General features: G+C 66.1%; 19 protein-coding genes. 7 read left to right on the forward strand and 12 right to left on the reverse strand.

What is annotated here, in order from left to right; translation table 11 throughout:
• Window positions 1-154: 154 nt before the first annotated feature.
• From lgt to pgeF, 3 genes are read left to right on the forward strand one after another with little or no spacing between them, the layout of a single operon-like run.
• Complete coding sequence (gene lgt, locus ACK4MH_RS00765; protein ID WP_409713313.1) at window positions 155-1,030, forward strand: prolipoprotein diacylglyceryl transferase; 876 nt, start codon at window positions 155-157, stop codon at window positions 1,028-1,030.
• Window positions 1,027-2,112 carry a class I SAM-dependent methyltransferase gene (locus ACK4MH_RS00770; protein WP_409713316.1) on the forward strand — a complete coding sequence of 362 codons (1,086 nt, stop codon included), beginning with the start codon at window positions 1,027-1,029 and terminating at the stop codon, window positions 2,110-2,112. The genes lgt and ACK4MH_RS00770 overlap by 4 nt, the downstream gene beginning before the upstream one ends.
• 12 nt (window positions 2,113-2,124) lie before the next feature.
• Complete coding sequence (pgeF, locus tag ACK4MH_RS00775) at window positions 2,125-2,895, forward strand: peptidoglycan editing factor PgeF (protein WP_409713319.1); 771 nt, start codon at window positions 2,125-2,127, stop codon at window positions 2,893-2,895.
• On the opposite strand, the gene lpxC is transcribed toward pgeF, so the two are convergent.
• The 8 genes from lpxC to murB form a co-directional block, all read right to left on the reverse strand.
• On the reverse strand, window positions 2,892-3,791 hold the full coding sequence (lpxC, locus tag ACK4MH_RS00780; protein ID WP_409713322.1) for a UDP-3-O-acyl-N-acetylglucosamine deacetylase: 900 nt from the start codon (window positions 3,789-3,791) through the stop codon (window positions 2,892-2,894). The genes pgeF and lpxC overlap by 4 nt on opposite strands.
• Before the next feature lie 186 nt (window positions 3,792-3,977).
• Complete coding sequence (ftsZ, locus tag ACK4MH_RS00785; RefSeq protein ID WP_409713325.1) at window positions 3,978-5,567, reverse strand: cell division protein FtsZ; 1,590 nt, start codon at window positions 5,565-5,567, stop codon at window positions 3,978-3,980.
• A gap of 235 nt (window positions 5,568-5,802) precedes the next feature.
• Complete coding sequence (locus tag ACK4MH_RS00790) at window positions 5,803-9,195, reverse strand: TonB-dependent receptor domain-containing protein (RefSeq protein ID WP_409713328.1); 3,393 nt, start codon at window positions 9,193-9,195, stop codon at window positions 5,803-5,805.
• A 288-nt stretch (window positions 9,196-9,483) separates the two neighbouring features.
• Window positions 9,484-10,818 carry a cell division protein FtsA gene (gene ftsA, locus ACK4MH_RS00795; RefSeq protein ID WP_236547504.1) on the reverse strand — a complete coding sequence of 445 codons (1,335 nt, stop codon included), beginning with the start codon at window positions 10,816-10,818 and terminating at the stop codon, window positions 9,484-9,486.
• A gap of 13 nt (window positions 10,819-10,831) precedes the next feature.
• Window positions 10,832-11,719 (reverse strand): cell division protein FtsQ/DivIB, encoded by an 888-nt coding sequence (locus ACK4MH_RS00800; protein WP_409713331.1) that lies wholly within the window; start codon window positions 11,717-11,719, stop codon window positions 10,832-10,834.
• Complete coding sequence (locus tag ACK4MH_RS00805; RefSeq protein ID WP_409713334.1) at window positions 11,707-12,648, reverse strand: D-alanine--D-alanine ligase; 942 nt, start codon at window positions 12,646-12,648, stop codon at window positions 11,707-11,709. The genes ACK4MH_RS00800 and ACK4MH_RS00805 overlap by 13 nt, the downstream gene beginning before the upstream one ends.
• A 68-nt stretch (window positions 12,649-12,716) precedes the next feature.
• Entirely contained in the window at window positions 12,717-13,997 is a 1,281-nt protein-coding gene (locus tag ACK4MH_RS00810) for a hypothetical protein (protein WP_409713337.1), read from the reverse strand.
• Window positions 13,998-14,057: 60 nt separating this feature from the next.
• Window positions 14,058-14,966 (reverse strand): UDP-N-acetylmuramate dehydrogenase, encoded by a 909-nt coding sequence (gene murB / locus ACK4MH_RS00815; RefSeq protein WP_409713340.1) that lies wholly within the window; start codon window positions 14,964-14,966, stop codon window positions 14,058-14,060.
• A 92-nt stretch (window positions 14,967-15,058) separates the two neighbouring features.
• Here murB and ACK4MH_RS00820 point away from each other — a divergent pair, with 92 nt between their 5' ends.
• Complete coding sequence (locus ACK4MH_RS00820; protein WP_409713342.1) at window positions 15,059-15,736, forward strand: hypothetical protein; 678 nt, start codon at window positions 15,059-15,061, stop codon at window positions 15,734-15,736.
• 11 nt (window positions 15,737-15,747) lie between these two features.
• On the opposite strand, the gene murC is transcribed toward ACK4MH_RS00820, so the two are convergent.
• The gene (murC, locus tag ACK4MH_RS00825; protein WP_409713345.1) at window positions 15,748-17,190 is read right to left on the reverse strand and encodes a UDP-N-acetylmuramate--L-alanine ligase; all 1,443 of its coding nucleotides are present in this window, start codon (window positions 17,188-17,190) and stop codon (window positions 15,748-15,750) included.
• A gap of 112 nt (window positions 17,191-17,302) precedes the next feature.
• Here murC and ACK4MH_RS00830 point away from each other — a divergent pair, with 112 nt between their 5' ends.
• The 3 genes from ACK4MH_RS00830 to ACK4MH_RS00840 all read left to right on the forward strand — a co-directional run bounded on the left by ACK4MH_RS00830 (window position 17,303) and on the right by ACK4MH_RS00840 (window position 22,017).
• Window positions 17,303-18,394, forward strand: coding sequence for a site-specific DNA-methyltransferase (locus tag ACK4MH_RS00830; protein WP_409713348.1), 1,092 nt, complete (start codon window positions 17,303-17,305; stop codon window positions 18,392-18,394).
• 210 nt (window positions 18,395-18,604) lie between these two features.
• A complete protein-coding gene (locus tag ACK4MH_RS00835) occupies window positions 18,605-19,720 on the forward strand; it encodes a glycosyltransferase family 4 protein (RefSeq protein ID WP_409713351.1) in 1,116 nt (371 codons plus the stop codon).
• 149 nt (window positions 19,721-19,869) lie between these two features.
• Window positions 19,870-22,017 (forward strand): glycogen debranching N-terminal domain-containing protein, encoded by a 2,148-nt coding sequence (locus tag ACK4MH_RS00840; protein ID WP_409713354.1) that lies wholly within the window; start codon window positions 19,870-19,872, stop codon window positions 22,015-22,017.
• Window positions 22,018-22,026: 9 nt separating this feature from the next.
• Here ACK4MH_RS00840 and ACK4MH_RS00845 read toward each other — a convergent pair whose 3' ends face one another.
• From ACK4MH_RS00845 to mutY, 3 genes are read right to left on the reverse strand one after another with little or no spacing between them, the layout of a single operon-like run.
• Window positions 22,027-22,287: a BrnA antitoxin family protein gene (locus ACK4MH_RS00845; RefSeq protein ID WP_409713357.1), complete on the reverse strand. Its 261-nt coding sequence runs from the start codon at window positions 22,285-22,287 to the stop codon at window positions 22,027-22,029.
• Entirely contained in the window at window positions 22,247-22,525 is a 279-nt protein-coding gene (locus ACK4MH_RS00850) for a BrnT family toxin (RefSeq protein WP_409713360.1), read from the reverse strand. Before ACK4MH_RS00850 ends, ACK4MH_RS00845 begins: the two co-directional genes overlap by 41 nt.
• A 12-nt stretch (window positions 22,526-22,537) precedes the next feature.
• The gene (mutY, locus tag ACK4MH_RS00855) at window positions 22,538-23,590 is read right to left on the reverse strand and encodes an A/G-specific adenine glycosylase (RefSeq protein ID WP_409713363.1); all 1,053 of its coding nucleotides are present in this window, start codon (window positions 23,588-23,590) and stop codon (window positions 22,538-22,540) included.
• Window positions 23,591-23,593: the final 3 nt, after the last annotated feature.

The following is a 23,593-nucleotide window of genomic DNA, read 5'->3' on the forward strand; positions in this document are numbered from 1 at the left end:
CGTTAACGAAGGTTCACCGACTATGGTGAACGAAACCTTTCTTTCTGCTGCTTCGCGGATGCCATCAAGGCGTTGTTATTCGTCTTCACAGGCGACGGACGCAGCGACGCTTGCTAAACCGCCTTTCAGAGACTGCCCTTCACAGGAACGCCCCTTGCCCTTTCCCGAATTCGATCCGGTTCTGATCCACCTCGGACCGCTTCCGATCCGCTGGTACGCCCTGGCCTATGTCGCCGGCATTGTTCTGGGCTGGTGGTACGCCGCGCGCCTGGCCAAGACCCAGCGTCTGTGGGCGCCGGGCAAGCCGCCCGTCACCACGACGCAGCTGGACGACCTGGTGCTGTGGATCGTGCTAGGCATCATCCTGGGCGGCCGTCTCGGCTACGCCCTCTTCTACAAGCCGGTCATGTACGGCCAGCTGTTCACCGGCCAGACGTTGGGCGAGCGGTTCGAACTGTTCCAGCTGTGGACCGGCGGCATGAGCTTCCACGGCGGCTTCCTGGGCGTGGTCGTGGCCATCGCCCTCTACGCGCGGTCACAGAAGATCGACATGCTGCGCCTCGGCGACATGGTCGCTCCTGTGGTCCCGATCGGCCTGATGTTCGGCCGCCTGGCCAACTTCATCAATGGCGAGCTGTGGGGCCGCGAGACGACCGTTCCTTGGGCCGTGCGCTTCTGCAACGCCCGCATCGAACAGATGTACGGCTTCTGCCCCGCCGGCGACGCGCCCCGCCACCCCAGCCAGCTCTATGAAGCCGGCCTGGAGGGGATCGTCCTGCTGTCCATCCTGTCGCTGGGCATCTGGAAGTTCGGCCTGCTCAAGAAGCCGGGCTACATCACCGGCCTGTTCCTGGTCGGCTATGGCGTCTGCCGCGCCGCGCTGGAAAATGTGCGCGAGCCCGACTTCGGCATGCCCGACTTCCCGCTGGGCCTGACCATGGGAATGATGCTGTCGATCCCGATGATCCTGGTCGGGGCCTGGCTGATCTGGCGCGCCTGGAAGCGTCCCCCGGTCGCCGCCGAGGCATGAACGAGGTCCAAACCCTCAAGACCCGTCTGGCGCGAGAGATCGCCCTGACGGGTCCGTTGACGGTCGCCGACTACGTCACCCGCTGCCTGCACGATCCCAAGGGCGGCTACTATGCGTCGCGTCCTGACCTGGGCGCACGCGGCGACTTCATCACCGCACCCCTGGTCAGCCAGATGTTCGGCGAACTGATCGGCCTGTGGGCGGTCGAGACCTGGAACCGGCTGGGCGCCCCCGAACGCTTCCGCCTGGTCGAAGTCGGCCCCGGCGACGGCACATTGATGAGCGACGCCCTGCGGGCCGCCCGTTTGGTCCCCGGCTTCCTGGAGGCCTGCGACCTGATCCTGATCGAACCCAGCGCCCCCTTGCGCGATCTTCAGGCCAAGGCCCTGGCCGGCGCCGACCTGTCGCCGCTCTGGGTGCGCGACCTTACGCGGATCGAAACCGACGCCCCCGTCATCCTGATCGCCAACGAGGTGCTGGACTGCATGCCCGCGCGCCAATTCGTCCGCACCGACGGCGGCTGGGCCGAACGCCGCATCGGCGTCACCGACGACGGCGACCTGATCTTCGGCCTGACCGCCATCTCCGGCGGCTTCCACAAGCCGGGCTTCGACATCGCGCCGGGCGGCATCCTCGAAATCTCGGAGCAGCAGGCTTTCTTCGGCCGCGACCTGGGTCTGTTGATCAAGGCCGCCTCGGGCGCCGCCCTGCTGATCGACTACGGCCGCGCGCGGCCCGAGGCCGGCGACACCCTCCAAGCCCTGCGCCGTCACCAGAAGGTCGATCCCCTGTCGACGCCGGGCGAAGCTGACCTGACCCAGTGGGCCGACTTCCCCCTGGTCATGGAGGCCGCAGTCCGCACCGGCGCCGACGTCACCGGCTGCCTGCCCCAGGGCGAGTTCCTGCGCCTGCTGGGCATCCAGGCCCGCGCAGAGGCCCTGACGACCAGCCGGCCCGCAGCCGCCGCCGTCATCGCGCGCCAGCTCGACCGCCTGACCGGCGACGACCAGATGGGCAGCCTGTTCAAGGCCGCCGCGATCTTTGCGCCCCGATCCCTGGTCGTGCCCGGCTGGGACGCCTGATATAGGTGGGGCATGAGCGATCTGGCCCCCATCACCCACCCGCTTCTGACCGCCGCCGGCATCGCCCACGGCTTCTTCACCCGCGCGGGCGGGGTCTCGACCGGCATCTACGAAGGCCTGAACGCCGGGGTCGGCTCACAGGACGATCACGCCGCCGTGGCCGAGAACCGCCGTCTCGTCGCCGCCCATTTCAATGCCGACGCCGACCATCTGAACGGCTGCTACCAGATCCATTCCGCCGTCGCGCGCGTGGCCGAAGGCCCCTGGCATGGCCACCGGCCGGAAGGCGACGCCGTCGTCTCGGCCGAGCCTGGTCTGCTGTGTTCTGTCCTGACGGCCGACTGCGCGCCTGTGCTGATGGCCGATCCCGAGACCCGCATCGTCGCCGCCGTCCATGCCGGCTGGAAGGGCGCGCTGGGCGGCGTGATCCATTCCGTCGTCGCCGCCATGCAGGCCCTGGGCGCCGATCCCCGCCGCACCCTGGCCGTAGTCGGCCCGTGCATCGCCCCCGCCAGCTATGAGGTCGGCGTCGATTTCGAAGACCGCTTCACCCACCACGACCCCGGCAGCGATCGCTTCTTCCACCTCGGCGAGACCGAGGACAAACGCCAGTTCGACCTGCCCGGCTTCGTCCTGTGGCGGCTGCAACAGGCCGGCGTCGGCCAGGCCGTCTGGACCGGCCACGACACCTGCGCCGACGCGGCGCGCTTCTACTCCAACCGCCGCGCGTTCCAGCACGGCGAGCCCGACTTTGGACGTTTGATTTCGGTGATCGGGGCTTAGCCCGCGCGCGCCAGCTCCGGCACCCGCGTCACTTCGCGCCACGCATGCGGCGCAGCCAGCAGCGCCCGCACCAGACGGTTGTTCAGCGCGTGGCCCGCCTTGTAGCCCTCGTAACGGCCCAGCAGCGGCGCGCCCAGGACATACAGGTCGCCAATCGCGTCCAGCGCCTTGTGACGCACGAACTCGCGTTCCATGCGCAGGCCGCCGGGGTTCAGTATGTCGTCGCCGTCGATGACCACGGCGTTCTCCAGCGAACCGCCGCGCGCCAGGCCCGCCTGACGCAGGGCCTCGACCTCATGGGCGAAGCCGAAGGTGCGTGCGGCCATGATGTCCTTGCGGAACGTTGGCTCATCCACGACGAAGTCGATGACCTGATTGCCGATCACGGCCGAGGGGAAGTCGATCTCGAACCGCATCTCGTAGCGGTCGCACGGCAGCAGGGCTGCGTGCTTGTCGCCCTCGGTGACGTGGACCGTCTCCAGGATCTCGATATAGCGTTGCGGCGTCGGCTGCGGACGGAAACCCGCCCGGTCCAGCAGTTGCACGAACTCCAGCGCCGATCCGTCCAGGATCGGCAGTTCGGGCCCGTCCACCTCGATCACGGCGTTCGACACGCCCAGCGCGGCGAAGGCGGCCATCAGATGCTCGATGGTCGACAGGCGAACCCCCGCGCCATTCTCGATCATCGTGTTCAGGCGGGCGTCCACGACGGCCTCGCCCGACACCGGAATGCGGTTGTCGCGGTCGGTGATGTCGGTGCGCACGAAGACGATGCCCGTGCCCGAGGGCGCAGGCCGAACCGCCAGCCGCACGCGGCGGCCGGTGTGCACCCCGACGCCGGCGATGATGGCCGGTGCGACGATGGTGTGTTCGTGATGGTCGTTTCTGACCGACAAACTCAAACTCGCTCTTCGTTATGCGCGCCGCACGCCGTGCGGATTGCGCCCTGCATGTCCTTTAGCCGGGGGGCCGCAACCGCGAAATCAAAGTCCGGTTTCGGATTGTTTCGCTATGGGACACGGCTAGAAACGAAGAACGCCCCGGAGCCGGGCTCCGGGGCGTTCCATCGTCACTTGGGTCGTCTAGTTGGCCAGACGGCGGAGAAAGGATGGGATTTCCAGGTCGTCATCGGCCTGTCCCGCCTCCGGCTCTGGTTGCTGCGCCGGCTGGGCCGCGCCCCGCATCTGATGGGTCGGTTGCGGGGCATAGGACGCCTCGTGCTGAGGCTGGGTGCGCTTGCCACGGCCGAACAGGCTCCAGCCGCTGCGGCGGTGATCGCGATCGTCATAACCGTCGTCGGCCTGGGGCTGCGCGGCCGCAGGGCGTTCACGTTCGGCATACAGGTCGCCCTGAGGCGCGACGCGGGGCGCGGGCGCGCGGGTCTCATATTCCTCGACCCACGGATCGACGATGGGGTCCAGGGCGCGCGGCTGCTGTTCGGCGACGCGAATCACCGGCTCGGGGCGCGGTTCCGGCTCGCGAGCGGCAGGGGCCTGAAAGGTCGGCACGACCGGCGCCGCCTCGATGCGGGGCTCGGGCGCACGCGGGGCTTCCGCACGGACCGGCTCGCGATACGTATCACGCGTCGGTTCCGGCGCGCGCGACGGCTGGGTGCCATACAGGCCGCCGGCCGAACGGCGGGCGTCATGACCGGCCAGAGGCGCGCTGGCGGCCGGCGGAGCGATGGGTTCGATACGCTTGATCTCGCCTTCGTCCATGCCCGTAGCGACGACCGAGACGCGGATCTTGCCATCCAGGGCGGGATCGAAGGCCGCGCCGAAGATGATGTTGGCGTCGCCGTCCACCTCGGCCGAGATGGCGTTGGCCGCCTCGTCGACTTCCAGCAGGGTCATGTCCAGACCGCCGGTGATGTTCACCAGCACGGCCTTGGCGCCCTTCAGCGAGGTCTCGTCCAGCAGCGGATTGGCGATGGCGTTCTGGGCGGCCAGCAGGGCGCGGTCGTCGCCCGAGGCCTCGCCCGTGCCCATCATCGCCTTGCCCATCTCGGACATGACGGCGCGCACGTCGGCGAAGTCCAGGTTGATCAGGCCGGGCAGGATCATCAGGTCGGTGATCGAACGCACGCCCGAATGCAGCACCTGGTCGGCCATGCCGAAGGCGTCGGCGAAGGTGGTGCGTTCGTTGGCGACGCGGAACAGGTTCTGGTTCGGAATGACGATCAGGGTGTCGACATAGCGCTGCAACTCGGCGACGCCCGCGTCGGCAAGGCGCATCCGGTGACGGCCTTCGAAGGTGAAGGGCTTGGTCACGACGCCGACGGTCAGGATGCCGCGATCCCGCGCGCACTTGGCGATGACGGGGGCCGCGCCGGTGCCGGTGCCGCCGCCCATGCCGCAGGTGATGAAGACCATGTGCGCACCTTCGAGGTGCTGATGGATTTCGTCGGCGGATTCCTCGGCGGCGTTCATGCCGACCTCGGGGTGGGCTCCGGCGCCCAGGCCCTGGGTGATGGTCTCGCCCAGCTGGATGCGGCGATCCGTCTTGGCGAAGCTGAGGTGCTGCGCGTCGGTGTTGGCCACGACGAACTCGACCCCTTCGAGGCCGGCGTCGATCATGTTGTTCACGGCGTTGCCGCCGGCGCCGCCGACGCCGAACACGACGATCCGGGGCTTCAGTTCAGTGTGTTGCGGCTTGACCAATGAAAGCGACATTTCTTTTTCCGACCTGCTGACCCGCCCCTTCAAACCAACCGACCGCCCCCGCCGAATCGCTTTGGTTATGAGCGCGTTAAGGATTGCACCCATGAAGGTTAAGAGAAGGTTACGGCGATAATGTGAGTCGGACTCCGGAACAGCACAAACTGCGAGCTTGGCCGCAGTTTTCTGTCGCTCAAAGAAAAAGGGCGGCCCTCGCGGGCCGCCCTTACCGTCTTGTTCAGATTAGAACTTACCAGGGACGGAAGTTCAGACCGACGAAGAAGCGACGGCCGTAGGGATCAAAGTTGCTGTAGAGCGTGGTGCCCAACCAAGGCGCCTGTTCGGCGTCGAACGCATTGACCACACCGGCCCGCACGGTGAGATCGTCTCTCACATTCCACAGGACCGTGAAGTCGTTGCGCACGAAGTTGCCTGTGGCCAGGTAGTCTTGCGAACGGCTGTCGGCGTTGTTGATGAAGTCACGCGGGAACACGATGTTCTGCGAAGACTGCCAGTCAGCGGTCCAGTTGACGCTCCACGTGTCGTTAGGCGTGTAGGTCAGCGAGGACGAGAACCGGACCCGAGGATAGGAACCACCAACGACAGCGCGGCCAGCGTATTCGACGAAGTTCGCAGGGTTGGTCGAGTCGAGGAACTCCTGCTGCTCGATCAGCCAGGTTCCGGCCATCGAATAGTCCAGACGCCCCCAGTTCCGTCCCATCATCTCGTCGAAATCGAAGCGATAGCGTGCGTCGAAGTCCAGGCCGCGAGTCGTCAAGGCGGCGTAGTTGATCGAGCCTTGGATGAAGCCGCCGAACGGATCACCCAGAGGGGCGCCGATCTTGAAGGCTTGCGAACGGTCTTGGACGGTCGTCGGGGCAGCCACTGGTGCGACATTGCGGAAGATCGTGCCGCAAGCCGAGGCATTCAGGCCAACGCCATTAACGCAGTTGTTCACAGCGGTCTGAGCCGAGACAGCCGAGATAACCTGCTCAATCTCGATCTCGAAATAGTCCAGCGCCAGCGTGAAGTTCGGAATGAACCGCGGCTGATACACGACCGAGAAGGTGAAGGAGTCGGATTCTTCCGGCTGCAGGAACGGGTTGCCGCCAGAAACGCCTGCGGTGCCGCCGCCGCTGTAGTCAGGAGTGTAATCGTCTTCCGGCGTCGCGGTGGTGCTGCCGAAGTCGTAGGTCAGCCCCTTAGCTGCGGCCAAGGCCGTGCAGTTGGCGATGCGGTTCGCCTTGTTCTCGGCGGTATAGGTTGCCGTGAACGCACCGTTGATGACCGAAGTCTGGCAGGGGTCGGTAAAGTTGATGAAGGTCTGACCCAGCGGATCGAAGTTTTCCGACAGATCCGGCACGCGCGCCGACTTGTTGTAGCTGGCCTTGAACGTGATATCGCGAACCGGGCGGTAGACCAGATTGACGCCGAAGACGTCCAGGTTTCCAACCGTGGTGTAATCGGCATAACGGTAGGAGCCGCTCAGTTCCGCATACTCACCCAGGAACGAGTCCCGGATCAGAGGCAGCGACAGTTCACCGAACACTTCGTCGCTCTTGTACTCCGCGCCTGGCTGGTCCGGGCTGGTGTTCAGGAACAGCAGACGACCTGCGGTATCGCCGTCACGACCAATACCTTGCGTATACTCGCGACGGTGCTCGTAGCCCATCGAGATACCGATCGGACCGGCGCCCCAGAAGTCCCACAGTTGACCGGAAACAGTCGCCAGGCCTTGCTCTTGTTCATTGGTCTCGCGCACGGAGACCGATGCGCCAATATACTCCAAGGCTTCAGCGCTTTGGTTGCCGTTGCCGAAGACGTTCAACGGTTGGCATTCGTTGATCGAGGCCTGACCGTAAGCCGTGTCGCGAAGATCGTTGCCGGTAATGGCCTGATCCATGATGCCCGCAGTGATCAGGTTTCCTTGTGCATCGTACGCAGTGCGCGGAGTGCCCCGTGCCTGCAGCAGTTGGGCCCGGCAGACGATTTGACCCGCACGGCCGGAGACGATGCCTGCAGTGTCAACCACGGCGTCTGCGGCGAGGTTGAAGCGCAGAATGTCGAGACCGGCTTCGACGTTGACGTTCTCAAGCTTGCCGTAGGTGTAGCCGATGTCGAAATCGACGTTCTTGACGAAGGAAACCTTGTCGAACGACCCACGGATGCCGGCGACATAGCGCTGGATTTCACGCGTGTTGTCTTGCGTCCGCTGCGGACCGAACATCGAGTGACGGGCGAACTGGCGCAACGACATCGTCGTGGGAACGCCCGGGTTGTCGCGCGTCGGCGCCGAGTAGTTCTGGACCATGTTGGTCCGGATGGCGTCCTTCACGTTTTGAGGCAGGAAGGCGTTGTCGTCCCAGCGCAGGTCGAACTGCGAGGTCGTTTGAATGAGGTTGGTTTCGTCGGCGGAGTACGAGTTGACCAGGTTGATGTCGAAGAAGGACGGTTGCGAAACGTCGAACGTGTCTTCCTTGACGTATTTGGCTTCAGCATAGGCCGTGATGTTCGACGTGATGTCGAACTTGGCGCCGGTCTGGAAGCGAGCCGATTGCGAGCGAGGCTGAGCGGACTCCGTCGAAAACAGCGCAGGGTTTTCGCCGTCGCCACCGATGTTCAGCGGGCGGTTCACACCGACATTGCCGACACGTTGACCGAAGTTGGCGAAGCGGGCGCTGGTCCCGTCGTACCAGAAGGTCTTACCCGGGTTCACACCGTAGCAGTTGGTGCTGGTGTAGGTGGTGCAGGGCGCGTTCGGGATCAGCGGATTGCTGAGCGGCGTGCCGCCCTGACCGTTGGCCAGGGTAGTCTGGCCCCACCGCGGACGGTCGATTCGCGTCAAGCCGGAGAACAGCTGCGTGTCCGCCACACCATCAAAGTTCGGACCGTTTGCAACGTTCGTCGGATCGGCGTCAACCGAAACCAGAGTAGGCGCACGGCGCAGCCAACGCAGGTCGAGAGGCTTGACCTCTTCGATGTCTTCATACTCGCCGTGAATGTAAACATTCAGGCGATCGTCAAAGAAGTTCTGACCGAGCAGAGCCGAGATGCGTTGGTTGGTTTTGCCGTCGGAGTTGATCTGGCCGTAGTTGGCGTCGATTTCCAGACCTTCGAAATCATCGCGCGTGATGAAGTTGACGACACCGGACACGGCATCTGCGCCATAGACCGAAGACGCACCACCGGTCACGATCTCAATGTTCTGGATCAGCAGACGAGGAATGGTGTCGACGTCAACCGAAAGCGACCCAGCGCTGGACCCGACGTGGCGACGACCGTTGACCAGGGTCAGCGTGCGATTGGAGCCCAGAGCACGCAGGTTGGCGAACGACAAACCACCATCGTTCAGACCGCTGCCCGTCGTATCCGACGGAATCTGCGAACTGGACAGGGCCGGGATATTGGCAAGATAGTTGATGACCGAAGTCTGCCCGGTGCTCAGCAGTTGCTCCTGCGAGACCGTGATGATGGGCGTGGGCGAGGTGGTGGGGTCGCGACGAATGCGCGAACCGGTGACGACGATCTCTTCAACCGTTGCAGCATCGGTTGATTGGCCGACCGGTTGGTCTTGGGCAATCGCCGGTGCGGTTGCGGCGATCAGGCCTGCCAGCACGGTCGTGCCGAACAGATATTTGCGCATTAACATCATTTCAAATTGGCCCCACAAAATTCAAACCCAAGACGAGTCGATAACCCGTCTCTCCTGAATGTGGTCTAGCCGAATGTGACGGCGGGGCAACCATTGTGACCCAAACTGGGCAATCCTACGCTACCAATGTTACAGGAAGGACACACTTCGGTCACATGACCGATAACTTTATTGAGATATTTCAACTAAAAAAATGATTTAAGCTGCAATTTTACTGCACACATTTACAAAGAGAGAAAAGATCTTTCCAATTCAGCGCAGGATTTTGAACACAGCAACCTAAAGGTTGTCGCGCAGCCACCCGGCTACCCGCCCCACCACATTCCCGCGGTGAATGCGGGGCGCATCCGCCGCCGTGATCTGGCGCGCCATCAGCTTGCGGGCCGACACCGCTTCGCGCGGGCCATAGGCGGCGCGGAGCAGGACGCCGGCCGTGGCGCAGAAGGCGGGGCCGGAGGCGGCGTCGGCCAAATGTGGCGCTCGTTGGGGTTTTCCGAGGCGGACGGGGCGGTCGAAGACGCGCACGGCAAGTTCGCGCACCCCGTTCAACTGGCTGGCGCCGCCGGTCAGGACCAGGCCCGCGCCCGGCTCAAGACCGACGCCGGCGTTTTTCAGTCGGTCGCGCAGCAGTTCGAGGGTTTCCTCGACGCGCGGGGCGATGACGGTCTTCAGCATGGCGCGCGGGACGATGACCGGGCCGGCGGAAGCGTCCTCGCCGCGTGGCGGGGCCTCCAGCATTTCGCGGTCTTCGTTGGCGCTGGCCATGGCCGAGCCGTGCAGGGTCTTCAGCCGCTCGGCGCCCGCCTTGGAGGTCGACAGGCCTCGCGCGATGTCCGAGGTGACGTGGTCGCCGCCGACATTCAGGCTTTCGATATGCAGCAATGACCGCCCGCCCCACACGGCGGCGCTGGTCGAGCCGCCGCCCATGTCGATACAGACAGCGCCCAGGTCCATCTCGTCCTCTTCCAGCGCGGCCAGCGACGACACGACAGGCGCGGCGGCCACGCCCTGAAGGTCCAGATGCGCCAGTTCCAGGCAGTGGCTCAGGGTGGTGAAGACGTTCTCGGCCATGGAGACGACCAGCAGGTCCAGTCCCAGCGAACCACCGCGCATCGAACGCGGATCATGCACGCCGCGCGCCCCGTCCACTGACCAGGCGATGGGCAGGACGTGGATCGGGCGGCGGTTGGGCAGGCGAATCTGGGCCAGGGCCATGCCGATGGCGCGCGCCAGATCGGCGTCCCCGACCGGATTAGCGCCGAGTGAGACCCGGGCCTGGACCCGGTGGCTGGCCATCTGGCCGATGGCGGTCGTCACGACGACGCCGGAGACCGGGCTCTGGGCCGCACGCTCGGCGCGTTCGACGGCGTGGCCGATGGCCTGGGCGGCCTCGTCCATATTGATGATCGCCCCGCCCTTTACACCCTTGGACTGGACGTGGCTGGCGCCGGCGACGCGGATGGTGCGGTCGGCGTGGCGCACGCCGTCGGGCTTCATGATGAAGCACGAGACCTTGGACTGGCCGATGTCCAACGCCGCGATCACGGGCGCGCGACCGGCGCGAGGATCCATGCCCCGACCCTGATCGTTCGCCGCTCCGCGTTGCTTGGTCATGATCTTGGCGTTCCTAGGCGTCGCCGGCAGGTCGCACCGCGACCTCGTCCGGGGTTCTGAGATCGACACGGGCGAAGCCCAGGTCGAGCAGGCGTTCGCGCTGGTCCAGCGCATCGAGGCGGATCAGAGCCGCCTCCTGTTCGGTGGCGGGCAGTTGGATCAGGCTGCCGTCCTTCAGACGCAGGTCCCAGCGGCGCTCGTCCACACGGACCAGGGCGTCCACCATCCCCATCAGGCGTGGACGCTGGGCCAGCAGCGGCAGGATCTCGCCCGCCGCCACATCGGCGCCCTTGCCCACGACCAGGGGCAAAGTCGGGTAGCGGCGCGCATCGGCCCCGTCGATGACCTGACCGCGCGCGTCGATGACCTTGATCTGACCGGCTTCCTGCCAGACGGCGAGGCGGTCATGCTCCTTGACCTCGACGATCAGGGTGTCGGGCAACAGGCGCACCACACGCGCCTCTTTGACCCAGCCCACGCCCTGAACCCGCGTGCGAATGGCGTCCAGATCCAGGCTGGTGATCGGCTGGCCGGAATAAAGACCCAGCGCCTGCTGGATCGCCGGCTCGGCCTCGGGCGATGCGCCGGTGATGTGCACCCGCTTCAGCGTCAGGCCCATGCCCGCCGTCAGATTGTCGACCCCATGCGAGACCGAGGCGCCGATCCGCTCGGCGCGCGCCCCCGTCGCCAGAACGCCGACCAGCAGCAGCGCGCCGGCGCCCAGGGCGATCACGGCGGTGCGGGGTGAAATATCGACACGGCCGATGGCGGCCATCTTGCCGGGAATGGCGGACGCGTTCTTGGCCCCGCCACGCGACCGCCCTCCCACTTTGGGAGCCGCGCCGCGTTGGGGAGCCTGATTAGAACTCTGTCGCCGACCGCCGCGAACTACCGCGGGCATGAGGCGTCCTCCACCATCCAACGAACCAGATCATCGTAGCTCATTCCGGTATGGGCCGCCTGCTCGGGCGCGAGCGAGGTCGGGGTCATGCCGGGCTGAGTATTGACCTCCAACAGGACCAGATCGTCCTTAACATCATCATAACGGAAGTCGGATCGGGACACGCCCCGGCATCCCATGGCGACGTGCGCGGCCTCGGCCTGACGCAGGGCCTTTTCGAACACAGCGGCAGGCAGGACGGCGGGCAGGACATGCACCGAACCGCCCGGCGCATATTTGGCCTCGTAGTCGTAGAAACCCTTGGTCGGGGTGATATCGGTCACCGTCAGGGCGCGCGGCCCCGTCGCCTCGCCGATCACCGCGACGGCCAGTTCCTTGCCGGCGATATAGGGTTCGACCATGACCTGCTCGCCATAGGTCCACTCCGGATAGCCGACCTCGGCCTGCGGACCATTGGCCCCTTCGGGCACCAGGAAGACCCCGACGGACGAGCCTTCGGCGTTCGGCTTGATGATGTAGGGCGGGGCGATGACGTGACGGCTGGCGACCTCGTGGCGATCATACAGACCGCCGCCGGGCACCTTGATGCCCGCCGCCCGCAGCACGGCCTTGGACTTCTCCTTGTCCATCGCCAGGGCCGAGGCCAGCACGCCCGAGTGGGTATAGGGAATCTTCAGCGTCTCCAGCACGCCCTGAACGCAGCCGTCCTCGCCCCAGGCGCCGTGCAGGCAGTTCAGCACCACATCGGGCTTGATCAGGCCGGACAGCACATTGGCCAGGTCGCGCCCGGCGTCCACGCGACTGACGCGCACGCCCTGCCGCTCCAGCGCCTGCGCGCACTGCTCGCCCGACGACAGCGACACCTCCCGCTCTGCGGAAAGCCCGCCCATCAGGACGGCGACATGAAGAGATGCGAAGGGGCGGGTCATGGGCGGCTCCAGAACCGTCTGGATGCCGCGCAGGTCGTTAACAGCCCGTCAACCAAACCCTCAAGACATCACTGAAGTGTTGATGAGGCTGTCGTTTCCACCACGACGACCGGCGTGTCCGCACCCGTGACTTCAGGCGCAGCCGCCTCGACAGCCTTCTCGGTTTGAGGCGTCAGGTCCAAAGCGTAAAGATACGCGCCCTGGCACTGTTCCTTGTCGCCGTAGGACCATTGCGCCGCACGATGGCGCACACCCGCCACTGCGGCCGGCGATGCCGGCGCCAGCAGATCGTCGCGGACGGTCATGTCCGGTCGCAACTGCTCGCCCGACAGGTCGAACGCTCCGGTATAGACCGCCTCGCCGTCGCGAACCTCGAACCCTGAGTTCCCCAGGCAGAAATGGGTGATGTACTGGCCGACATTGACCGCGCTCAGCCGCCAGCGACCGGGCGGCACGGAGAAGGTCTGGGTCATGGCCCGCGTGCGATCGCCGCGCACAGCGCCGCGCGTCGGCAAGGCGACGGCGAACAGCGCAGGACGACCGTCCTGCTCCCAGGGCTGGATATCGGGCGCGGGCCCCTGGCGCGTGAAGAACAGCGTCCGACCGCCTTGTTCGGCCATGCCGGTCAGCCGCACGGTGATCAGAGCGTCTCCAGCCGTCACCGCGACCTCTTCGGCCTTGAGAGCGCGCGGCGGGCGAGCGGTGCGCGGCGCCTGCGGCCCCTTTCGGCCGGGCGGCGGCGTCGCGCCTTCCGGAGGCTGGGCCTGCAGGCTCAGGGACACCTTGTCCAGATCGCCTGAACGGCCGATCAGCACCGTCTCGCCGCGCACGGCGTCATTGTCATACACCCGGATGACCTCGCCCTTCGGCTGTGCGGCCCCGACGTGTTCGGCCAGGGCGGCGTGAAGTTCCGCCTGCTCCAGCGCGTCCAGAGCCTTGCCTTCCGTCTCGTCCAAACGAACGACGCGCCAGCCGTTCACCACCATGCAGTTCTCGACATTGGCGGCGACGCCTCTGCGTTCATGCATGCCGTTCATCGCGCCCTGCATGACGCCGACGACCAGCGCGCCCAGCAATCCGCCGGCCGCCGCCGCACCGGCCGCGCCATTATCGTCGGGCTGACGCATGCGCGAGGCCTCGACCATGCACGCGCTCACGGCCGCATCGTGCTGAGCCAGATCAGCCCCGGCGCGGTTGAAGTAGGTATAGCCGGCGCTGGACCGCGTCAGGTCGATACGGTTCTCGACATCCGGAACGGCAGGCCCGACCGCCGCCCTAGTCACGAGTTGAGCCTGGGCCGGTTCTGCGACCAAGGCCACAAGACCCACGACGGCTGCGATACGCTTCATCTGATTTCTCCCCCGAGAAATTTCCCCGTAACGCGCGAGCCCCTCCCGCGCAACTAGAGATCAGCGTCGGCCGATCCGCTTGATCTCCCACTCCAGCTGAACGCCGGTCTTGGTCAGGACATCGGCGCGCACCGCCTCGCCCAGGCCTTCGATGTCGGCGGCGGTCGCCTCGCCAGGGTTGATCATGAAGTTGGAGTGCAGGTCGCTGAACATGGCGCCGCCGCCTGTCTCGACGTGCAGCTTGCCGCGCCAGCCGGCCTCGTCCACCAGCTTCCATGACGAATGGCCGGGCGGGTTCTTGAAAGTCGAGCCCCCCGTCTTCTCCCGGATCGGCTGGGTGGTCTCGCGGCGGCTGGTGATGTCGTTGATCCGGGCGGCGACGGCCTCGGGCGCGTCGGGCGCGCCGCGATAGGTCGCCTCGATCCAGATGATGTCGGTCGGGGCTTGGCTATGGCGATAGGTGTAGCCGAAGTCCGCCAGGACATAGTCGACCCGCTCGCCCTTGCGGGTCAGACCCCAGGCCGAGACCAGCACGTCCTTGGTCTCCGAACCGTAGCAACCGGCGTTCATGGTCAGGGCGCCGCCGATGGTTCCCGGGATGCCGGCATAGAATTCCAGCCCGGCGAGGCCCGCCTTGGCCGAGGCCTTGGCGACCATGGAGTCCAGCGCACCTGCGCCGGCCGTGATCGTATCGCCGTCCGTCATGATCTGCGCCCACGGACGGCCGGCCAGACGGATCACCACCCCCTCGACCCCGCCGTCGCGCACGATGACGTTCGAACCGACGCCCAGCACGGTCACGGGCACAACCGGATCAAGCGCCTTCAGGAAATCCGCCAGATCGTCGGCGTCCGCCGGGATGAACAAGGCCTCGGCCGCGCCGCCCACCCGGAACCAGGTGTAAGGGCCAAGCGGTTCGCCATGCAGCAGCTTGCCGCGCACGGAAGGAAGATCGTCACTCATGGTCATGCGATGTCCGATAAAGGCGCCGCCGCCGAAGTCAAAGCATAGACGAACAAGGCCGCTGGCCTGCCCCGTCCTGCATCGCCTAGGGTCGCGTCATGAAACCCGTTCAAGTGGTCAAGATTCTCGCCCTCTCCATGGTTGTGACGGCGGTCATGCTGATGGGCTGGATCGGGCTCGTCTACGCCGTAAACACCTACACTGCGATCGCCATCACCGCCGAGGAAGTCTTGAACCTGATTCTGGTCGGGTTCGTCGCCGTAATCGGCCTGCCCATCCTGCACGCCGCGACCTATCGATGGTTCTGGCACATCCGGCGCAAGCAGGCGGCTGGCGAATTCCTGCTCGGCGAAGAGATGCCAGGCTTTGGTTCAGAGCCCACCCAGCCGCCTCCATCAATCAAGTGGGGGGCGCGCCAGATCGCCGTCTACGCTCTCTTGTATCTGATCGGAATGAGCTCGTTGATCGCCGCCTACGCTCCCTTGGGCCATCAGGAAGCACTGACCTCATTCCTTTGGCGGTTCAGCGCAGGTCGGGCGTCTTTTTCCAGCCTGGTTCAACTGGTCATCGTCTTCTTGCCGATGGCGCTATGTTTCGCCTGCCTCATCCCATTGTTCGAGACGGACCGGAAACGGCTTGCCGCCGGAGGCCGGAGTGAACAGGAGGTGCTCGGCATCCGCGGTCGACAGGAGTGGCTGTCCTCCTTCGCCACCGCCTTTGTGATGGCTGGCTTTCTGGCCTTCATCGCGGGCAACATGATCCTCGCCTATCTCTGAGGCGAGGGCCGTCAGCCGTTCAACGCCTCCAACTGTCCCGGGAGGGCGTAGGCCCAGGTCGTGATGTCGCCGGCGCCCAGCAGGACGACCAGATCGCCCGCCTTGGCCTCACCCGCGATCACGCCCGGCAGAGCTTCCACGCCATCCAGCGCCTGGACCGAGCGATGGCCGAAACGACGGATCCCTTCGACCAGCGCATGCTTGTCCACCCCGTCCAACGGCGCCTCGCCCGCCGCATAGACGTCCGCCACGATCACCGCATCGGCGTCCGAGAAGCAGGTCGAGAACTCTTCCATCAGGTCGCGAAGGCGGGTGTAGCGGTGCGGCTGGACCACGGCGATGACGCGGCCGTCGCCCTCGGCGTTCTGCACCACCTGGCGCGCGGCCTTCAGAACGGCGGCGATCTCGACAGGGTGGTGGCCGTAATCGTCCACGATCCGCACGCCATTGACGACGCCGGTGGTGGTGAAGCGGCGTTTGACGCCGCCGAAGCCGGCCAGGCCGGTCCTGATCGCCTCGTCGGCCACGTTCAACTCGCGCGCCACGGCGATGGCGGCCAAGGCGTTGGCGATGTTGTGCCCCCCGGCCATGGGCAGATACAGGCCGTCGATCCGCGTCTCGTCGGCGTCCGCGCCCGCCCCGTGGAAGACCACGTCGAACCGGCAGCCGTCCGCGCCCATGTCGATATTCTCCGCGCGCACCATCGCCTGCGGATTGACGCCATAGGTCACTAGGCGTCGGTTATCGATGGCGGCGACCAGCCGCTGCACCTCGGGGTGATCCAGGCAGACGGCTGCGAAACCATAGAAGGGGATGTTCTCGACGAAATCGACGAACGCCTTCCGCACCCCGTCGAAGTCGCCGTAGTGATCCAGGTGCTCGGGATCGATGTTGGTCACGATGGCGACCGTCGATTTGAGGCGCAGGAAGCTGCCGTCGCTCTCGTCCGCCTCGACCACGATCCAGTCGCCGTCACCGACCTTGGCGTTGGTGCCATAGGCGTTGATGATGCCGCCGTTGACCACCGTCGGATCCAGGCCCGCCGCATCCAGCAGGGCCGCGACCATCGAGGTCGTCGTCGTCTTGCCGTGGGTGCCGCCGACCGCGATCGAGAATTGCAGCCGCATCAGTTCAGCCAGCATCTCGGCCCGGCGAACCAGAGGGATGCGACGCTCGCGCGCCGTCTTCATCTCGGGGTTCTCGGCCTTGACCGCCGTCGAATAGACCACGGCCGAGACCCCTTCGCCCACATGGGCGGCGTCGTGACCGATGAAGATTCGGGCGCCGAGCTGCTCCAGACGTTCAGTATTGGCGCTGGCCTTGGCGTCCGAGCCCTGAACCGAATAGCCGATCTTCAACATGATCTCGGCGATGCCGCTCATGCCGATGCCGCCTATGCCGACGAAATGGACGGGACCGAGGTCGAATGGAACGGGGCGAAGGCGTGCGATCATCAAAGCGTCATAGACAGACGCGATGCGTTTTGCATCACCCTTCGCAGCCGGTTACCCGACCTTAACCACAAGGATTCACCATGGCGGTCTCATTGTTGCGGGGCCGCGTTCCATGTCCGATCTGAAGACCCCTGTCCTCGCCAAGGACGTCATTCACCGTGGCGATTGCATCGAAGTGCTGAAGAGCCTGCCCGACGCCTCGGTGGACATGGTCTTCGCCGACCCCCCCTATAATCTTCAGCTGGGCGGCGACCTGCTGCGTCCCGACAATTCCAAGGTCGACGCCGTGGACGACGACTGGGACAAGTTCGACAGTTTCGCCGCCTACGACGCCTTCACCCGCGCCTGGCTGGCGGAATGCCGCCGCGTGCTGAAGCCGGAGGGTTCGATCTGGGTGATCGGCAGCTACCACAATGTCTTCCGACTGGGTTCGGCGATCCAGGACCTGGGTTTTTGGGTGCTGAACGACATCATCTGGCGCAAGTCCAACCCGATGCCGAACTTCAAGGGCACCCGGTTCACCAATGCCCACGAAACCCTGATCTGGGCCGCCAAGAGCCGCGATCAGAAGCGCTATACCTTCAACTACGATGCGATGAAGGCCTTCAACGAAGACACCCAGATGCGGTCCGACTGGACCTTCGCCCTGTGCACGGGTGAAGAGCGGATCAAGGACGCCGACGGCAAGAAGGCCCATCCGACGCAAAAGCCGGAAGCCCTGCTGCACCGCGTCCTGCTGTCGGCGACGCGCCCCGGCGACGTGATTCTGGATCCCTTCTTCGGCACCGGCACGACCGGCGCCGCCGCCAAACGCCTGGGCCGCCACTACATCGGCATCGAGCGTGACGAGACCTATGCCGACGTCGCCGAGACCCGCATCGCCTCGGTCATCCCCGCCCGCCCCGAGGACCTGATCGTCACCGGCTCCAAGCGCGCCGAGCCCAAGGTTCCTTTCGGCGCCCTGGTCGAGGCCGGCCTGCTGAACGCCGGCGATCGTCTGTACTGCCCCAAGGGCGAGCGCGAGGCCCGCGTCCGCGCCGACGGTTCGCTGGTCTCCGGCTCGCTCAGCGGGTCGATTCACAAACTGGGCGCCCTGTTGGAAAACGCCCCCGCCTGCAACGGCTGGACCTACTGGCGCTTCAAGACGGACCAGGGCCTGAAATCCATAGACGCCCTGCGCTCCGAGGTTCGCGCCGCGATGTAAGCTGATGCGACCCCACGTCGCATCAGCCACATCAAGCACTTAGCCGGCAACGCGCGGCCGATACGTACGATTTCGCACACGAACGCCGGGTCAGCTTCGCTGTAACCCACCGAAACCTATGTGAAAATTCGCAAGCCGCGATGGAACTTCGCAGTTGCGAGACCATTGTTGTCCACGGCCCCCGCCGGTGCGGGGTCGGAGCACAACATCATGAAGATCGCGCAGGTCACCCCGCTTTACGAGGCTGTTCCTCCGAAGCTTTACGGCGGCACTGAACGCGTCGTCGCGCATCTGACCGACGCCCTGGTCGATCTGGGCCATGATGTCACCCTGTTCGCCAGCGCCGACGCCCAGACCAAGGCCCGCCTGGTGCCCGTCCGCGACCAGGCCATCCGCCTGGATCCCGCCCCGCTCAAATCCGACCTCGCCGCCCACCTGTCCATGCTGGGCGAGGTGATGGACCGCGCCGACGAGTTCGACGTGATCCACTTCCACACCGACATGATCCATTTCCCGCTGTTCCGGCAGTATGCGGACAAGACGATCACGACCCTGCACGGTCGCCTCGACATGAAGGACCTGCCCGGCGTCTATGCCCGCTGGAGCGAGTTCGGCCTGGTCTCCATCTCGAACGACCAGCGCAAGCCCCTTCATTTCGCCAACTGGAAGGCGACCGTCCATCACGGCATGCCGAGCGAACAGTATCTGTTCTCACCCAAGTCCGAGGGCTACCTGGCCTTCCTGGGCCGGATTTCGCCCGAGAAACGCCCCGACCGCGCCATCGAAATCGCCACGAAGCTGGGCAAGCGCCTGAAGATGGCCGCCAAGGTGGACGCCGCCGACAAACGCTATTGGGAAGAGACCATTCGCCCGATGGTCGAGGGCAATCCCCTGATCGAATTCATCGGCGAGATCGGCGACCACCAGAAGTCCGCCTTCCTCGGCGGCGCCGACGCCCTGCTCTTCCCCATCGACTGGCCCGAGCCCTTCGGCCTGGTGATGATCGAGGCCATGGCCTGCGGCACGCCGGTCGTCGCCTTCCGCTGCGGCTCGACGCCCGAGATCATAGAGAACGGCGCCACCGGCTTCCTGGTGGACACGATGGAACAGGCGATCGCCGCCGCCGGCCGCGCCCATCTGCTGGACCGCCAGACGGTCCGCGCACGTTTCGACCTGCGGTTCTCGGCCACCGCCATGGCGCGCCGCTACCTGGATGTCTACGGCGACCTGCTGGCCCGTCGCCCCTTCGCCGAGGCGCCGCTGGGCAATCTGATTACGCCCTTGCGTCCCATCGAAGAAGATCGCAGCTTCGCCGCCATCGCCTAAGCGTCGCAGCCGACGATTATCGAAGAAAAGCAGGCGGCGAAGGTGAACCCTCCGCCGCCTGCTTCATTTGATCACTCAAGCGGCCCCTGAGCGCCGCATTCGGGTGCGACACGTTCGGCCAAGGCCTCAAACGACGGGGAAGAGACCGCATGGACGACGCCTATTCCACCCAGCTGACCGCCGGCGAGACCGTCGAGGCTTCCGGCCTCGAACAGTTGATGGCGCTCAAGGACGGCGACACCTTCCTGGTCGCGGATGGCTGGGGCGACATGAAGGGCGGCGCCGACGGCCTGTTCGCCGACGACACGCGTGTCCTGTCGCGCTGGGCCATGACGGTCGGTCTGCAGAAGCCGTCGCGGCTGTCTTCCGGCGTCAGCCAGGACAACGTCTTCTTCTCCTGCCACACCACCAACCGCCCCCTGCCCCCGATGGGCGGCCGATCCGCCCCTGCCGGCGTCTTGCATATCGAGCGGCGTCGCTTCCTGTGGGGCCGGCGGATGTTCGAGCGCATCCGCATGGTCAATCACGGCGTGGAGGACATCCTTCTGCCGCTGGCGTTCGATTTCGGCGCCGACTTCGCCGACATCTTCCAGGTGCGCGGCACGCCTCGGGCCAAGCGCGGGACCATCCACACCCCGACCACTGACGGCCGCCGCGTCACCTTCCGTTACACCGGCCTGGACGATGTCGATCGTTCCAGCTGCATCGCCTTCTCCGAGCCCCCCGCCCGCCTGACGCACCAGCGCGCCGAGTTCATGTTCAGCCTGCCCAAGGGGCGCTCGATGGACCTGTTCATCGAATGCGGCGTCGATGCCTGCGAGACGCCGGACGCCGGGCGGTGGCGTCTGAACGCCGTCCAGGCTCGTCTCGCCATGCGCGCCAAGCGCCGGCGGGGCGCCTCGGTGCGCGGTCCGCGCAGCCCGCGGTTCAACGACTGGCTGGATCAGTCGCGGGCCGACATGGCCCTGCTGACCACCGACCTGCCGACTGGCCCCTATCCCTATGCAGGCACGCCCTGGTTCTCGACGCCCTTTGGGCGCGACGGCATCATCGCCGCCTGGCAGATGCTGTGGCTGGACCCGTCCCTGGCCAAGGGCGTGCTGACCTATCTGGCGTCGCGCCAGGCGACCGAGACCTCGCTATTCCAGGACAGCCAGCCCGGCAAGATCATGCACGAGACGCGCGGCGGCGAGATGAGCGCCCTGCACGAGGTGCCCTTCGGCCTCTATTACGGCGGGGTCGATACGACCTGCCTGTTCGTGGCCCTGGCCGGCGCCTACGCCAACCGCACCGGCGATCTGGACCTGATCCGCACGCTGTGGCCCAATCTGATCGCCGCCGCCGACTGGATGCGCGACTATGGCGACAGCAACAATGACGGCCTGATCGACTATCAGCGCGGCGCCGACACCGGCCTGTCCAACCAGGGCTGGAAGGACTCGGAAGACTCCATCTTCCACGCCGACGGCCGTTTCCCCAAGGGGCCCATCGCCCTGTTGGAAGTCCAGGGCTACGCCTTCGCGGCCTGGCGCGCGCTGGGCGACCTGGGCGAACGCCTGCACGACGACCGCGCGACCGAATGGCGGATGCGCGCCGAACAGGTCCGCGCCCTGGTCGAGGACAGGTTCTGGATGGAGGACGAAGGCTTCTACGCCGTGGCCCTGGACGGCGACGGCGAGCAGTGCCGCGCCATCGCCTCCAACGCCGGCCATCTGCTGTTCACCGGCCTGCCGTCGCTGGAGCGCGCGCGCCGCGTCACCAAACGCCTGCTGTCGGCCGAGTTCCGCACCGGCTGGGGAATCCGCACGTTGGAGCTCGGTCAAGCCCGCTTCAATCCGATGAGCTATCACAACGGCTCGGTCTGGCCCCACGACACCGCGATGGCCGCCGCCGGCATGGCCAACTACGGAGAGCGCGAAGCCGTCTCGGAAATCCTGGCCGAGATCTACGCCGCCGCGGCCCATTTCCACCTGCGCCTGCCCGAACTGTTCTGTGGCTTCCCCCGCGAACCGGGCGAGCCGCCCATCGCCTACCCGGTCGCCTGCCTGCCCCAGGCCTGGGCGGCGGGTTCGGTCTTCCTGATGCTGCAGGCGACGCTTGGCCTGTCCATCGACGCCTGGACCGAGACAGTCGATCTGGCCGACCCTGTCCTTCCCGCCGGTCTGGATCGGCTAAGGATCACCGGCCTGGAGGTCGGCGGCTCCGTCGTCGATCTGAACATCCAGCACGCCGGCGGCCGCGCCGTCGTCATTCCCCACCATAAACAAGGCAGGGTCGCGATCCGCACCCTACGGTGACGACCAGGCTCAGGCCGCCGACTTCCTGGCCAGCCAGTCGCGCAGGGCCTGGTTCATACGGGTCTGCCACCCGGCGCCGTCCTGCTTGAAGGCGGCCAGCACGTCGGCATCGAACCTTATGGTGGTCGAGACCTTATCCGCGCCCTTTGGCCTTCCCCGTCGGACCAGCGTCTCTCCGCGATGGTGATCCGCCTTTTCGAACCAGGCGTCGTCCAGCTCGGGCGCGTCGTCAGGATCGACCCAGGCGGTCTTCGTAGCGTCGTTGTTCACGGTCATTGGCCTTCCTCATCGAAATGACGTGGCGCGCCCCGCCGCGCGGCGTCCACACCAGAACCACCATCCGGTCCGTCAAACGCCCGATGGTGATCAGACGTCGTTCTCCATAGTCTTGGCGATCATCCTCGAACGTCAGATGATCGCCGTCGAACACGGCCGCCGCCTGGGCGAAATCCAGCCCTCGCTCGGCCAAGGTGCGCTCGCGCTTGCTCGGATCGAAGGTGATGCGCACGGATTTTTGTTACTACAAAAATAGATCAGGTTCAACGGTCGCCCGATCCAGCGCCTTGGCGAACACCGTCGGCAGGGCCGCCCGCGCCGCCTCGACCGGCATCCAGCGCCAGAGACCATCTGCTTCGCCGCGCGCCGTCATCACGGTCAGGGTCAGGCTGAAGTGGGTGAAGACGTGCTCGACCGCGCCGGCCTCGCGCCAGTCGGCCTCGATCGGCGCCGCCCCTGACGGCGCATCCGTCGTCCAGTCGCCGGTGGGCAGGCCCAGCATTCCGCCCAGCAGCCCCTTGTCCGGCCGCGTCTCGACCGCCACCCGACCCTGATCGTCGACCAGGACATAGGCTGCACCTCGCCGGTGCGGTCGATCCGCCTTCTTGGTCTTCAGCGGAAAACGGGCCGGTTCGCCGCTCGCCAGGCCCAGGCATTCGCTCGCCACGGGACAGGCCCCGCACGACGGCGACTTGGGCCGGCACACCGTTGCGCCCAGGTCCATCAGCGCCTGCGCCCAATCTCCGGGCCGCTCGTCGGTGACGAACAGGCCCGCCAGCCGCCTCAGTTCGGGTCGCGCGGCCGGAACCGGCGTCTCGACCGCGAACAGCCGCGCCATGACCCGCTCGACATTGCCGTCCACCACATTGGCGGCCCGGTCGAAGGCGATGGAGGCCACCGCCGCGGCCGTATAGGCGCCCACCCCCGGCAGGGCCAGCAAGCCGGCCTCCGTATCCGGGAACACCCCGCCATGCTCGCCCGCCACCGCCCGCGCGCAGGCCAGCAGGTTGCGGGCGCGGGCGTAGTAGCCCAGCCCCGCCCAGGCCCCCATCACCTCCGCATCCTCGGCCGCCGCGAGGTCGCAGACCGTGGGCCACCGCGTGGTGAAGGCGTGGAAATAGGGCGTCGCATGCGGCACGGTGGTCTGCTGCAGCATAACCTCCGACAGCCAGACGCGGTAAGGCTCGGTCCGCGCCGCGCCCACTGGCGCCCGCCACGGCAGGCTGCGCGCATGGGCGTCGTACCAGGCCAGCAACCGGGAACGGATCAGGACGATGTCGGGAGAGACGCAAGCCATGGA

Origin of the sequence: Brevundimonas sp. (genome assembly GCF_046295075.1) — a bacterium.
In the GTDB taxonomy this organism is placed as follows: domain Bacteria; phylum Pseudomonadota; class Alphaproteobacteria; order Caulobacterales; family Caulobacteraceae; genus Brevundimonas.